Raw genomic sequence first — 13,773 nt, forward strand, 5'->3', positions numbered from 1 at the left:
GCAATCATCCGAGACGGAAAACCATGGCAAAACGCTTGACGGCTAAGACAGTCGCTCTCCCCGCAAGCGGGGAGAGGGGACGTGCCCTACGCAAGCTTTGAGGATCGGGAAAAACGGCACGGCATATCTCCTTCTCCCCGCTTGCGGGGAGAAGGTGGCCGGCAGGCCGGATGAGGGGCAGCCTCTCAACCCTCCGGCGGCGTCGCGAGCGCCGCGCCGATCAGCGCCTTGGCGTCCTCGCTGTCCCAGGCGGCGGGGCCGTTCATGGCGGAGACCAGGCAGCCCTTCTCGTCCATCAGGAGCGTCACCGGCAGGCCGAAGGCCAGCCCCTCCTTCTTCAGCGTGTTGAACACGCCCATCGAGGCGTCGCGGTAATAGGCGAGCGCGTCGACGCCGGTTTCCGAAAGGAAGGCCTTGGGCTTCTCGTCGTCGCCCGTGTCGATGTTGACGGCGACGACCTCGAAGCGCTCGCCGCCCATGTCCTTCTCCAGCGCGTTCAGCGCCGGCATCTCCTCGCGGCAGGGCACGCACCAGGTGGCCCATAGGTTCAGGAGCACCGTCTTGCCGGAAAAGTCTGCCATCGTCCTCGCCTCGCCCGCGGGGCCCTTGAAGGCGAGCGCCGGCAGCGTGCGGTGCTCGTCCACCGTGCGCATGGCGGCGACCTGGCCCTTCGAGAAGGGGGTGAGCGCGGCGGCCTTCGCGGCGGCGTCCTTGCAGGCGCCGGCGTCGGCGACGGCATTGCCAGACCCGCTTTCCTTCACGTATATCGCTGCGGCACCGGCGAGAAGTCCGGCAAGGCCGGCGATGGCGATCCATTTCATCGACGGCAGGCCGAGCGTCTTCCTCACTGTCATTTCACTCTCCAGGATGGGCATGCCATGGCTGACGGAAACTCCAAATCCTCGAACCAGATGTGGGGCGGCCGCTTCGCCTCGGGCCCGGATGCGATCATGGAGGAGATAAATGCCTCCATCGGCTTCGACAAGAAACTATATGCGCAAGACATCCGCGGCTCAAAGGCGCACGCCGCCATGCTCGCCCATCAGGGCATCATTTCGGCGGAAGACAAGGACCAGATCGTCGCAGGCCTCGACACGATCCTCGCGGAGATCGAAAGCGGCCGGTTCGAATTCTCGCGCCGGCTGGAGGACATCCACATGAATGTCGAGGCGCGGCTCGCGGCGCTGATCGGCCCGGCCGCCGGCCGGCTGCACACCGCCCGCTCGCGCAACGACCAGGTGGCGCTCGACTTCCGCCTCTGGGTGAAGGAGGAGATGGGCCGGACCGAAAAGGCGCTGACAGGGCTGATCTCGGCCTTCCTCGACCGCGCGGAAGAACATGCCGACACCGTCATGCCCGGCTTCACGCATCTCCAGACCGCCCAGCCCGTCACCTTCGGCCACCATTGCATGGCCTATGTCGAGATGTTCGGCCGCGACCGCTCGCGGGTGCGCGACGCCATCGCCCGCCTCGACGAATGCCCGATCGGCGCGGCGGCGCTCGCCGGCACCGGCTTTCCGATCGACCGGCACATGACGGCGCAGGCGCTCGGCTTCCGCGAGCCGACCCGCAATTCCATCGACACGGTCTCCGACCGCGACTTCGCGCTCGAATTCCTGTCGATTGCCGCGATCGCCGCCACGCACCTGTCGCGGCTGGCGGAGGAGATCGTCATCTGGTCGACGCCGCAGTTCGGCTTCATCCGGCTGTCGGACGCCTTCTCCACCGGCTCCTCGATCATGCCGCAGAAGAAGAACCCGGACGCCGCCGAGCTGGTGCGCGCCAAGACGGGCCGCATCAACGGCGCGCTGATCGCGCTGCTCACCGTCATGAAGGGCCTGCCGCTCGCCTATTCCAAGGACATGCAGGAGGACAAGGAGCAGGTCTTCGACGCCGCCGAGAGCCTGGAACTGGCGATCGCCGCGATGACCGGCATGGTGCGCGACCTCACCGTGCGCGCCGACCGCATGAAGGCCGCCGCCGGCTCCGGCTATTCGACGGCGACGGACCTCGCCGACTGGCTGGTGCGCGAGGCGGGCCTGCCCTTCCGCGACGCCCACCACGTCACCGGCCGCGCGGTCGCGCTTGCCGAGGAACGCGGATGCGAGCTTTCCGAGCTGCCGCTCGCCGATCTCCAGGCGGTCAACCCGGCGATCACCGACAGGGTCTACGGCGTGCTGACCGTCGAGGCGTCGGTCGCGAGCCGCACCTCCTTCGGCGGCACGGCGCCGTCCGGCGTGCGCAGGCAGATCGCCTGGTGGCGCGAGCGGCTGTGACGGAATCGGGGTGCACAAGGCGGGGCGAATTCGCTATAGCAATTCCAGCAAAAGTGCTTGAGCGGGATTGCGTGGAGACACTCCAAGGAAGAGTCCTCCCGTCATCGGCCGCAGGCAGGGAAGGTTTCATGACACGCATCGACATCGGCAGGCTGGCGCTCGTGCTCTGCCTTTCCGCGGCGGTTCTTTCCGGCTGCGGCCGCAAGGGCGACCTCGACCTGCCGGGCGGCGGCAAGCCCGTCGTGAAGACCGTCAACGGCAAGCAAGTCGAACAGGTCGAGGACACCCCCTTCGTCCTCGATCCCCTTCTCTGAGGCAGACCCCGTGAACCATTTCGAATATCGCGACGGCATCCTTCATGCCGAGGACGTGCCGGTTCCCGAGATCGCCAGGGCCGTCGGAACGCCGTTCTACTGCTACTCGACCGCGACGCTGGAGCGCCACTACAAGGTCATGGTCGATGCCTTCGCGGGGGCCGACATCATGGTCTGCTATGCGATGAAGGCGAATTCCAACCAGGCGGTGCTGAAGACGCTGGCGAGGCTCGGCGCCGGCATCGACGTGGTCTCGGAAGGGGAATTGCGTCGGGCGCTCGCCGCCGGCGTCCCCGCCGCGCGCATCATGTTCTCCGGCGTCGGCAAGACGCCGCGCGAGATGGACCTCGCGCTGGAGGCCGGCATCTACTGCTTCAACGTCGAATCGGAGCCGGAGCTGGAGGTGCTGAACGCGCGCGCCGTGAAGGCGGGGAAGACGGCGCACGTCTCCTTCCGCATCAATCCCGACGTCGACGCGCGCACCCATGCGAAGATCTCGACGGGCAAGAAGGAGAACAAGTTCGGCATCACCTTCGAGCGCGCCCGCGCCGTCTATGCCCGCGCCGCCGGCCTGCCGGGGATCAAGGTGACGGGCATCGACATGCATATCGGCAGCCAGATCACCGACCTGCAGCCCTTCGACGACGCCTTCCGGCTGCTCAGCGAGCTGGTGGAGACGCTGCGCGCCGACGGGCACGTCATCGACCACGTCGACGTCGGCGGCGGCCTCGGCATCCCCTACCGCACCGACAATTCGCCGCCGCCCTTGCCGGACGCCTATGCGGAGATCGTCAAGAACCAGCTGAAGGGGCTCGGCTGCAAGATCGTCACGGAGCCGGGGCGGCTGATCGTCGGCAATGCCGGCATCCTCGTCACCGAGGTGATCTACGTGAAGGACGGCGGCGAGAAGACCTTCGTCATCGTCGACGCGGCGATGAACGACCTCGTGCGGCCGACGCTCTACGAGGCCTGGCACGAGATCCAGCCGGTGGTGATCTCCGCCGCCAGCGCCCCGCGCATCCGCGCCGACGTGGTCGGCCCGGTCTGCGAGACCGGCGACTACCTGGCGCTCGACCGCGAGATGGCGATGCCGAAGCCGGGCGATCTCATCGCGGTCGGCTCGGCGGGGGCCTACGGCGCGGTGCAGGCCGGCACCTACAACAGCCGCCTGCTGGTGCCGGAGGTGCTGGTGAAGGGGGACGCGTTCCACGTCGTGCGCCCGCGGCCGACCTACGAGGACCTGATCGGCCTCGATTCGCTGCCGGACTGGCTCGCCTGACGCCGCCGGCGGCACGATCACGATTTCGCGCCTGCCCTCGTCTTCGCCACAAAGAGTGCTATCTTGCGCGGGAAAGACCAGCAACGGAAAGCGGCGAACGATGGCGACTGACAGGGAAAAGCCCGGCGACGGGGCGGCGGCCACGCCGGTCGCCCGCCGGCTTGCCGCAAAGCGTGTCGCCGCGCAGACGATCCTCTACCTGGAGGCGCTGGCGCCGCGGCTGCTGCCGCTTCTCTCGGTCGTCGCCGTCTTCCTCGCGCTCGTCTGGTTCGGCTATTTCCGCCACGTGCCGGCCTGGCTGCACATCGCCACGCTCGCCGTCTTCGGCCTCGCCTCCGTCGGCCTTGCGCTGCGCCTTGCCGGCATCGGCTGGCCGAGCACCGACAGCGCCTGGCGGATGCTGGAGCGGCGCAACGGGCTCGCGCACCAGGCGATCCGCCTGCAGGAGGACCGGCCGGCCGGCGGGGACGCCTTCTCCGATGCGCTCTGGCGCGAGCATCAGGCGCGCATGGCGCGGCTCATCGGCCGGCTCGACGTCGGCACGCCGCAGCCGGACATCGCCCGCCACGACCGCCATGCGCTGCGCGCCGTGCCGCTGCTGCTGCTGGCGGTCGCCTTCGCCTTCTCCTATTCCAACCGCGGCGGCCTGATCGCCGACGTCGCGGCCTTCCGCGCGCCGGCCGAGGCGGCGCCGGACGTGCGCATCGACGCCTGGGTGACGCCGCCGGCGCATACGGCGCGCGCCCCCGTGTTCCTCACCGGCAGCGAGGCGGCGGAGAAGGCCGAGGTGCGTATCCCGCAGTTCAGCGAGCTCACCGTGCGCGTGACCGGCGGCAGCGGCACGGAGGCGGTGCTCTACCGGGCGGCGGGCGAGGAGACGGTGACGGCGCTGAGGCCCGAGGCCGGGACGGCGGAGGCGGGCAAGGCGCCCGCCGCGGCCGTCAAGGGCGCGGAGACGATGCGCTACACGATCCTGAAAGACGGCACGCTCGACATCGCCGGCCGGCAATGGACCTTCTCGGTCATCCCCGACCGCGTGCCGGAGATCGCCTTCGACGGGACCCCGCGCCGGACGGTGGCCGCCGCACTCGAGATCGGCTTCGTCGCCAAGGACGACTACGGGCTGCAGGAGGCGCATGCGGAGATCGTGCCGGTGGACGAGGCGCCGGACGCCAGGCCCCTCTATCCGCTGCCCGAATACCGGCTCGACCTGCCGCGCCGCAGCGCCCGCGAGGCCAAGGGCACGGCGAGCCGCAACCTTTCCGAACATCCGCTCGCCGGCAAGCGCGTGAGGATCACGCTCGTCGCCAGGGACGCGGCCGGGCAGGAGGGGCGCAGCCAGCCGGTCGAGATGGTGCTGCCGGCGCGCACCTTCACCGAGCCGCTCGCCGCCGCCGTGGCCGAGCAGCGGCAGGTCTTCGCGCTCGACGCGCGGCGCATGCCCGAGGCGATCGCGCTCGCCGAGGCGCTGACGATCCGGCCCGAGGAGACCATCCCCAACCTCACGCACTATCTCCTCATCGAATCGGCCGCCGCCCGCATGCGCCTGTCGCGTACTGAGGACCAGATGCGCGAGACGGCGGACTATCTCTGGGAGATCGCGCTCGGCATCGAGGACGGCAACCTGTCGCTCGCCGACCGGCGCCTGCGCGACGCGCAGAAGGCGCTCGCGGAGGCGCTGGAGCGGAACGCCTCCGACGAGGAGATCGCCAAGCTGATGCAGGAGCTGCGCGACGCAATGCAGGCCTATATGGAGGAGCTCGCCCGCCAGGCCGCGAAGAACGGCGAGATGCGCGACAACGCCATGCAGCAGCGCGGCCAGGTGCTGCGCCAGCAGGACCTGCAGCGCATGCTCGACCAGATCGAGAACCTCGCCCGCTCCGGCGCGCGCGACCAGGCGCAGCAGCTTCTTTCCGAGCTACAGCGGATGATGAACAACCTGCAGGCCGGCCGGCCGCAGCAGCAGGGACCGCAGAACGACGCGATGCGCCGGGAGATGGACCGGCTCGGCCAGCTGATGCAGCGCCAGCAGCAACTGATGGAGGAGACCTTCCGGCTCGACCAGGCCCTGCGCGACCGCATGCTCGGCGCCGGCCCGTCGCCGGAGGAGAACGGCGAGATGCAGCCGGGCGACCGCGGCGAGGGCAAGCCCTCGCCCGACCAGATGACCGAGGAGCAGCTCCGCCAGGCGCTGAAGGACTTGAAGGCGCAGCAGGATGCGCTGGGCGAGATGCTCGGCGAGCTGCAGAAGGGCCTGAAGGGCATGGGGATGGAGCCGGGCGAGGGCTTCGCCGAGGCCGGCCGCGAGATGGAGGGCGCCTCCGAATCGCTGGGCGAGGGCCAGGGCGAACCCGCCGTCGGCAGCCAGGGCCGGGCGCTGGAGGCGCTGCGCAAGGGCGCGCAGACCATGATGAGCCAGATGCAGGCGATGATGGGCGAGGGCCAGGGCGAAGGCCAGGGCCTGCCGCAGGCGGGCCGCAACGGCCGCGATCCGCTCGGCCGCGAGCGGCAGGCCGACAGCCAGGGTCCCGATTTCGGCGGGCCGACCAAGGTGCCGGAGGAGATCGACATCCAGCGCGCGCGGGAGATCCTGGAGGAGATCCGCCGCAGGCTCGGCACGGGCGCGTCCCCCGGCTTCGAGCGGGATTATCTGGAGCGGCTGCTCGGCATCCGGTGATCGATCGGGATGCGGCGTCGCAGCTTCCCCTTCTCCCCGCGGGGAGAAGGTGGCCCGAAGGGCCGGATGAGGGGGTGGAACGTACCGCAATCTCGCCTTCGGCGTCCCCCTCATCCCGCTGCCGCGACCTCTCCCCGCAGGGGGGAAGGGGTAAAAGGCGGACTCTGATCCAGTCCGCCGCAGGCTCGGTACGGGCGCTTCTCCGGCTTCGAGCGGGACTATCTGGAGCGGCTGCTCGGCATCCGGTGATCGATCGGGATGCGGCGTCGCAGCTTCCCCTTCTCCCCGCGGGGAGAAGGTGGCCCGAAGGGCCGGATGAGGGGGTGGAACGTACCGCAATCTCGCCTTCGGCGTTCCCCTCATCCCGCTACCGTGGCCTCTCCCCGCGGGGAGAAGGGGTAAAAGGCGGACCCTGATCCAGACGGAATTGTTTTTAGGCGGCGAGCGCCTGCGCCACCGCGAGCCTGATGTCGGGCAGGCTGAAGGGCTTTTCCACCACGTCGACGATCTTCGCCGAGAGGTCGTCGGCGCGCTCGCGCTGGTCGGCATAGCCGGTCATCAGCAGGATCTTCAGCGCGGGATGGGCGGCGGCGGCCTTGTGGGCGAGCTCGATGCCGTCCATCACCGGCATGCGGATGTCGGAGAGCAGGAGGTCGAAGCCGCCTCCGGCGAGCGCGTCGAGGCCGGCCGCGCCGTCCGCCGCCTCCACCGTCTCGTGGCCGTCGAGCCGCAGGGCCCGCGCGACGAAGACGCGCAGCGAATCCTCGTCCTCGGTGATCAGGATCTTCGCCATCAATCCCCCTTTCCGGCCGTCCATCCGGCCGCATTGCCACACGACAAGACCAGAGTTTCCTTGTCGATCGGTAAACGGGCGATGAGGATTTCTTCGAGGGTTCAGTCGGCGTCGCCGGTCACGATGCCGACATAGGGCAGCTCGCGGAAGGCATAGGCGACGTCCATGCCGTAGCCGACGACGAAATAGTCCGGACACGTGAAGCCGACATAATCGGCCTTGAGGTCCGTCTTGCGCTTCTCGTGCTTGTCGAGCAGCACGGCCACCGTCACGTTGCGGGCGCCGCGCTCGTACATCAGCTCCTTGGCGAAGCTCAGCGTGCGGCCGGATTCGAGGATGTCGTCGATGAGGAGAATGTCGCGGCCGGTGACGTCGCTGTCGATGTCCTTGATGATCTTCACGCCCTGCGAGACCGTGCCGGTGCCGTAGCTCGACAGCGTGATGAACTCGACCTCCGGGGCGATGCCGGCATTGTGCATGGCGCGGATGAGGTCGGCGGCGAAGATGAACGACCCCTTGAGCACGGCGATGACGAGCAGGTCGTGCGTCGGCCCCTTCATGATCTCGGCGGCGAGCTCCGCATTGCGCCGGGCGATCTCTTCCGGGCCGTAGAGGGTCTCGATCTTCTTTCCGCGGACAACCTGCATCGCCGGAAAACTCCTTCGTTGGACAGGCAAGCCGCTTAGCACAGTCAATCGGCGACGGAAACCGAGACTTTCGGGAGTTTGCCGCCGGCATGCGGGATGCGCAGCGCGAAGCGGTCGCCTTCGCCCGGCGCCAGGACCCGCGCGGCGACGGTGACGCGGCGCTGCAAGGCCCTGCCGGCGGTCTCGATCGTCACGTCGAGCGGGCTTGCCGCCTGCACCACGCCGCTGACATTGTCGAGCCGGCCGTGGATCGCCAGCACGCGCATGCCGTTCCTGTCCTCCAGCCGGACGGAAAGGTCGCCGACGGCAAGCGGCGCGGCCGGCTGGCCCGCGGGAAGGGCGGCCCTCAGCGCGCCGAGGCCGCCCGCATAGGCGAAGACGAAGACGCAGAGGGCGGCGACCAGACCGGCGAAGGCGCGGGCGGGCAGGCGCTGCAGGCCGCGCTCGCCGAGCCGGGCGGCCGCGGCGAGGAGCCGCAGGGTCGCGGCCAGCCGCGGCGCGGTCCCGGCCGCCGTCCGCAGGCGGCGGTTGTCGTTGGAGGTCGCCGCGCGCCGGGAGATCACCACGAAATGGGCATCGACCACGTCGCGCCGCGCCGCGGTGCGGGCGGCGTTCCGGCCGGGGGCCTTCGGCTCCGGCGGCAGGAGGTCGATGCGGGGCTCGGCCCTCGCCCTGGAAGCGGTCATCGCAAACTCCACGCTCGGGTCCCCTTTTCGCAAAAGCCGACCGCGAAAAGTGGGGCATTGAATGAAATCCTTACGAAACGTAAACCATAGTGGTTAATGCTTCGGAAACCGGGAGGCCCTCGCGCCGCCGTTTCACAACCGGGTTGACCATTGATCCACTTCGAGAACGTCGGATTGCGCTACGGGATGGGGCCGGAGATCCTCCGCGACCTCACCTTCGATATTCCGCACCGCTCCTTCCAGTTCCTGACGGGACCGTCCGGGGCGGGCAAGACGACGCTGCTGCGTCTGCTCTTCCTGTCGCTGCAGCCGACGCGCGGCATCATCCGCACCTTCGACCGCGAGATCTCGGCCATCCCGCGCGACGAGCTGCCGATGCTGCGCAGGCGGATCGGCATCGTCTTCCAGGATTTCCGGCTGCTCGATCACCTGACGACCTACGAGAACGTGGCGCTGCCTTTGCGCGTGCGCGGCAAGGACGAGGCTTCCTATCGCGCCGACGTGCTGGAGCTCTTGAAATGGGTGGGCCTCGGCGAGCGCATCAACGTGCTGCCGCCGGTGCTGTCGGGCGGCGAGAAGCAGCGCGCGGCGATCGCGCGCGCGCTCATCGACAGGCCGGAGCTGCTGCTCGCCGACGAGCCGACCGGCAATGTCGATCCGCCGATGGCGCGGCGGCTGCTCAGCCTCTTCCTGGAGCTCAACCGGCTCGGCACGGCCGTCGTCATCGCCACCCACGACCTGTCGCTGATGGACCAGGTGGAGGCGCGACGCATGATCCTCTCCGACGGGCGGCTCGACATCTATGACTGAGGGGGAGCCGAAAGCCCAGGGCCCGCGGCGGCCGGAAATGCGGGTGCGGCCGACCGCGCCCATCGTGCCGCCGTCGAACGTGTCGGGCAACGCGCTGATGCTCGTCATCGCCATCATGGCCTTCCTCGCCTGCCTCACCTTCGGCGCCGTCTCGATGGTGCGGGCGACGGCGGCGAGCTGGCAGAGCCAGATCTCCCGCGAGGTCACCATCCAGATCAAGCCGGACGACGCGCTCGACATGGAGCAGGCGCTGAAGGACGCGCGCGACCTCGCGCTCACCTTCGCCGGCACGCGCGACGGCACGATCGTCGACCGGGCGGCGACGGCCCGCCTCCTCGAGCCCTGGCTCGGCGAGGGGCTGAACCTCGACGAGCTGCCGGTGCCGCGCCTCGTCATCGTCACCATCGACGAGCAGAACCCGCCGGATTTCGCCGCCATGCGGCAGGCGCTCGCCGGAAAGATCCCGCAGGCCTTCCTCGACGACCACCGCACCTGGGTCGACCGGCTCGTCGCCATGGCGCGCACCACGGCGCTGATCGGCACGGGCGTGCTCGTGCTCGTCTTCTCGGCCATGGTGCTGACGGTGGTCTTCGCGACGCGCGGCGCTCTCTCCGGCAACCGGCACATCGTCGAGGTCCTGCATTTCGTCGGGGCGGAGGCGGGCTTCGTCGCCTCCGAGTTCCAGAAGCATTTCCTGAAGATCAGCCTCAAGGGCTCGTTCGCCGGCGGCTTCCTCGCGGCACTCTGCTTCGCCGTCGCCGGCTTCTGGCAGGGCCGGTCGATCGCCACGCCCGAGAGCGACCAGGCGACGGCGCTGTTCGGCACCTTCTCGATGGGGCTCACCGGCTATCTCGGCATCGCCGCGACGATGGTCGTCATCGCGCTGCTCACCACGCTCACGGCCCGGTTCACGGTGATGCGGACGATCTACGAGATCGACCTCATCCGTTCCGATCCGTCGCGCACCGACCAGTTGCCCGACTCATGACGCGACGTCGGCGGAGGGTTGCCGCAAACCGGACTATCGGTTGCCGCAATCTCGGATTATGGACGAAGACATGAATGCGCTGGAACGGGTGAAGCCGGGGTTGCCGCAGGGCGCCCGGGCCGAGGGCGGACGGGGCGGACGCCGCCGCGGCCCGCTGCGCATCGCCGTGCGCGTCGTTCTCCTCTGCCTGTTCCTCGTCGCCGCCGCCGGCGTGGCGGGCTTCCTCTATTTCGCCGAGACGGTGGCCGGGCTGGAAGTGCCGGCCGATCCCAAGGCGGACGCCATCGTCGTGCTCACCGGCGGCTACCAGCGCATCGACCACGCGATCGGGCTGCTCGAAAGCGGGGCGGGCGGGCGGCTCCTCATCTCCGGCGTCAACCCGGCGACCAGCGGCAACCAGATCCGGCGGCTGACGCAGAGCTCGTCCGCATTGTTCGAGTGCTGCGTCGACATGGGCTACGACGCGATGGACACGATCGGCAACGCCAACGAGACGGCGCGCTGGATCAGCGACCACGGCTTCCGCCGCGTGCTGGTGGTGACGAACAACTACCACATGCCGCGGAGCCTGCTGGAGCTGAAGCTCAGCGACCGGCGGACGGAATTCGTCGCCTATCCCGTCGTCAACACGGACCTCAGGAACGGCAACTGGCTGCGCCAGCCCGGCATCCTGCGCGCGCTGCTTTCGGAATACATCAAGTACAGCGTGGCGCGGCTGCGTGCCGTCGCCGGCGCGCGCACCTCCACCGGGCTTCGCGGCGACATGATGGGGGTCGCCGGCGGCTGATGCCGTGCGGGGAGTTTCCCCGTCTGCCAATATCGTGTAGGGCAGCACGACGCGTTCCGCTCACAGGCTGCCCGAATGATCATTCTGCGTTCCGTCCTCTTCAACACCCTCTTCTACCTGAACCTCATCGCGCAGATGATCGTCATGACGCCGGCCTATTTCCTGCTGCCGCGCAAGAAGGCCTACGGGATCGCCAAGACCTGGGCGCGGTCCTGCCACTGGCTCTTCGCCAAGGTGGTCGGCACGACCTTCGAGATCGAGGGCCTGGAGAACGTGCCGAAGGGCACCGGCTACATCTTCGCACCGAAGCACCAGTCCTTCTGGGACACCTACGGGCTGCTGCCGTGGATGGACGACCCGTTCTACATCCTCAAGCGCGAGCTCATGTGGATCCCGCTGTTCGGCTGGTATCTCAGGAAGCAGCGCATGGTGCCGGTCGACCGCAGCGCCCGCGGCAAGGCCATGGCCGCCGTCATGGAGCGCGCCAAGGCGGAGATGCGCGCCGGCCGCCAGCTCATCATCTACCCGGAAGGCACGCGCCGGCCGCCGGGGGCGGCGCCCGAATACAAATACGGCATCGCCCGGCTCTACCGCGATCTCGGCGTGCCGGTGGTGCCGATCGTCATGCATCCGGGCCTGTTCTGGCCGCGGCGCAAGTTCATCCGCTATCCCGGCCACTTCAAGGTGCGCGTGCTGCCGCCGATCGCGCCGGGCATGGAGCCGGACGCCTTCCTCGCCCACCTGATCGACGTCATGGAGACGGCGAGCGACCGGCTGCTCGTCGAGACGGCGGAGGCGAACCCGAACCTGCCGCTGCCATTCTCCGCCGCGGCCCGGCTCGCCGAGCTGAAGGCGCGCGCCGCCTGATCAGCGCGCAGCCGGGGCGAGCGCCTCGGCGGCGCGGCCGACGTCCTCCAGCCAATGGTCGCGGATGCCCATCTCGCGCAGGTGAAGCAGGGTGTTCCTGACATAGTCGATGTTCGGCCCGGCCCGGCCGACGGCGGAGCCCACGGCCGATGCCGCCTCCTCGATCGTCAGCGCGCCGGCATACTGGTGATGGGCGCGGTCGATGATGTAGGCGAGTGCGGCGACCCGGCGGCCGTCGCCGAGCGTCGCCGGCAGCGTGCGCTCCAGGTAGACATGCGTCACCAGCTCGCGCTCGCGCAGGTAATCGACCACGGCCTCCCAGCGGTCGGGGGCGACGCGGAAGGCCATGCCGCGGCAGGAGCCGCCCCGGTCGAGCCCGAGCACGAGGCCGGGCCGCTCCTCCGTGCCGCGATGGACCCAGGAGCGCACGCAGAGAGAGCGGCGGAAGCCGTAGAGATGGGCCGCCTGCCGCTCCTCGTATTCGAAGCCCGGGTTCCACATCAGCGACCCGTAGCCAAAGACCCAGAAATCGTTCATATCCACCGTCATCCGGACCCATTCCCCAAAAGCCGCCGCAATTGCCGGCCTTTGTCGCGCTCGCGGACAAATCATCCGCCTCACAATTGGGAGAACAGCATGGCATCGTCAAGCCGCGCCGCGACGTCGGGCACCACGCGCAAGCTCGCCTGGCTCGCGGCCGCCGTCGTCCTTACCGTCGCGCTCTATTCCGGCGGCTGGTTCTATGCGGCGGGCTGGCTGAGGGACCGGCTCGCCGGCCGGCTGGATGCCTCGCGCGAACAGATGGTCTCGCTCTCCTGCGGCGACCTCTCGGTGCGCGGCTTCCCCTTCCGCATCGGCGTCTTCTGCGACACGGTCGGCGTGGACGACCGGCCCTCCGGCCTGTCGGCGACCTTCGGCGCGCTGCGTTCGGCCGCGCAGGTCTACCGGCCGGGCCATGCGGTCCTCGAGCTCGACGGGCCGGCGCAGGTGCGGGTAACGCCCGACCGCGTCTTCGTCGCCGACTGGTCGCTGATGCGCGCGAGCGCCGTCGCCTGGACCGACGGGCTCGACCGCGGCTCGCTCGCCTATGACGGGCTGAAGGGGCGCCTCAACGCGCCCTCGGCCGGCCTGTCGCTCGGCGTCTCGGCCGCGCATGGCGAGGCGCATCTGCGCCGGTCGGGCGAGGCGCTGGACGCGGCCGGATCGGCCGCGGGGCTGGCGCTCGACGTCGGCGGCCGCGTGCTGCCGCCGCTCGACGCCGCGGTCGACATGACGATCGCCGACGCCGCCCGCTGGATCTCGGCGGAGGGCCCGCCCGAGGACGCGCCCTACGGCGTGAAGCTGGAGCTGCGCCGGCTCTCGCTCGATCTCGGCGGCGGCCGCCGGGCCGCGCTCTCCGGCCCGCTGACGATCGGCGAGGACGGTTTCCTGTCCGGCACGCTCGATCTCGACATCGAGGGCGTCTCGGCCTGGCGCGACCGCGTCGTCGAGGCCTTCCCGGAAGTGGAGGAGACGGCGCGGCGCATCGCCCAGGCGATCCTCGGGCTTTCGGGCGGCAGGGAGCGGGCGGTGGTGAAGCTCAACCTCCGCGACGGCACCGTCTATCTCGGGCCCTTCCCCATCGCCTTCGTACCACCGATTTGACGGGC

The 13,773-nt window shown here is 69.5% G+C and carries 14 protein-coding genes; 9 read left to right on the forward strand and 5 right to left on the reverse strand.

Features of this window, described 5'->3' with window-relative positions:
- Positions 1-185 precede the first annotated feature (185 nt).
- Entirely contained in the window at positions 186-854 is a 669-nt protein-coding gene (gene tlpA / locus NNZ72_RS11900) for a thiol:disulfide interchange protein TlpA (protein ID WP_257315535.1), read from the reverse strand.
- Between the two features lie 24 nt (positions 855-878).
- Here tlpA and argH point away from each other — a divergent pair, with 24 nt between their 5' ends.
- From argH to NNZ72_RS11920, 4 genes are all read left to right on the forward strand, one after another.
- Positions 879-2,276: an argininosuccinate lyase gene (argH, locus tag NNZ72_RS11905; protein ID WP_257315536.1), complete on the forward strand. Its 1,398-nt coding sequence runs from the start codon at positions 879-881 to the stop codon at positions 2,274-2,276.
- Positions 2,277-2,404: 128 nt separating this feature from the next.
- Positions 2,405-2,590, forward strand: coding sequence for an LPS translocon maturation chaperone LptM (gene lptM, locus NNZ72_RS11910; protein WP_257315537.1), 186 nt, complete (start codon positions 2,405-2,407; stop codon positions 2,588-2,590).
- A 10-nt stretch (positions 2,591-2,600) separates the two neighbouring features.
- Positions 2,601-3,869 (forward strand): diaminopimelate decarboxylase, encoded by a 1,269-nt coding sequence (gene lysA / locus NNZ72_RS11915; protein WP_257315538.1) that lies wholly within the window; start codon positions 2,601-2,603, stop codon positions 3,867-3,869.
- 100 nt (positions 3,870-3,969) lie between these two features.
- Positions 3,970-6,546, forward strand: coding sequence for a TIGR02302 family protein (locus NNZ72_RS11920; protein ID WP_257315539.1), 2,577 nt, complete (start codon positions 3,970-3,972; stop codon positions 6,544-6,546).
- Positions 6,547-6,979: 433 nt separating this feature from the next.
- Here the strand turns inward: NNZ72_RS11920 and NNZ72_RS11925 are convergent, their stop codons facing one another.
- The 3 genes from NNZ72_RS11925 to NNZ72_RS11935 all read right to left on the reverse strand — a co-directional run bounded on the left by NNZ72_RS11925 (position 6,980) and on the right by NNZ72_RS11935 (position 8,672).
- On the reverse strand, positions 6,980-7,339 hold the full coding sequence (locus tag NNZ72_RS11925; RefSeq protein WP_257315540.1) for a response regulator: 360 nt from the start codon (positions 7,337-7,339) through the stop codon (positions 6,980-6,982).
- A 101-nt stretch (positions 7,340-7,440) separates the two neighbouring features.
- A complete protein-coding gene (gene hpt / locus NNZ72_RS11930; RefSeq protein ID WP_257315541.1) occupies positions 7,441-7,986 on the reverse strand; it encodes a hypoxanthine phosphoribosyltransferase in 546 nt (181 codons plus the stop codon).
- A gap of 44 nt (positions 7,987-8,030) precedes the next feature.
- Entirely contained in the window at positions 8,031-8,672 is a 642-nt protein-coding gene (locus NNZ72_RS11935; RefSeq protein WP_257315542.1) for a hypothetical protein, read from the reverse strand.
- Between the two features lie 150 nt (positions 8,673-8,822).
- On the opposite strand from NNZ72_RS11935, the gene ftsE reads away from it, so the two are divergent.
- The 4 genes from ftsE (at position 8,823) to NNZ72_RS11955 (ending at position 12,124) form a co-directional block, all read left to right on the forward strand.
- Entirely contained in the window at positions 8,823-9,482 is a 660-nt protein-coding gene (gene ftsE / locus NNZ72_RS11940; protein ID WP_257315543.1) for a cell division ATP-binding protein FtsE, read from the forward strand.
- A complete protein-coding gene (locus NNZ72_RS11945; protein WP_257315544.1) occupies positions 9,475-10,470 on the forward strand; it encodes a cell division protein FtsX in 996 nt (331 codons plus the stop codon). The genes ftsE and NNZ72_RS11945 overlap by 8 nt, the downstream gene beginning before the upstream one ends.
- A 70-nt stretch (positions 10,471-10,540) precedes the next feature.
- On the forward strand, positions 10,541-11,257 hold the full coding sequence (locus NNZ72_RS11950; protein ID WP_257315545.1) for a YdcF family protein: 717 nt from the start codon (positions 10,541-10,543) through the stop codon (positions 11,255-11,257).
- 75 nt (positions 11,258-11,332) lie between these two features.
- Entirely contained in the window at positions 11,333-12,124 is a 792-nt protein-coding gene (locus tag NNZ72_RS11955) for a lysophospholipid acyltransferase family protein (RefSeq protein WP_257315546.1), read from the forward strand.
- On the opposite strand, the gene NNZ72_RS11960 is transcribed toward NNZ72_RS11955, so the two are convergent.
- The gene (locus NNZ72_RS11960) at positions 12,125-12,673 is read right to left on the reverse strand and encodes a gamma-glutamylcyclotransferase (protein ID WP_257315547.1); all 549 of its coding nucleotides are present in this window, start codon (positions 12,671-12,673) and stop codon (positions 12,125-12,127) included.
- An 87-nt stretch (positions 12,674-12,760) separates the two neighbouring features.
- Here NNZ72_RS11960 and NNZ72_RS11965 point away from each other — a divergent pair, with 87 nt between their 5' ends.
- Positions 12,761-13,768, forward strand: a complete 1,008-nt coding sequence (locus tag NNZ72_RS11965; protein WP_257315548.1) for a DUF2125 domain-containing protein — start codon at positions 12,761-12,763, stop codon at positions 13,766-13,768.
- Positions 13,769-13,773: the final 5 nt, after the last annotated feature.

Source organism: Shinella pollutisoli, from assembly GCF_024609765.1.
GTDB classification, from domain to species: Bacteria; Pseudomonadota; Alphaproteobacteria; order Rhizobiales; family Rhizobiaceae; genus Shinella; species Shinella pollutisoli.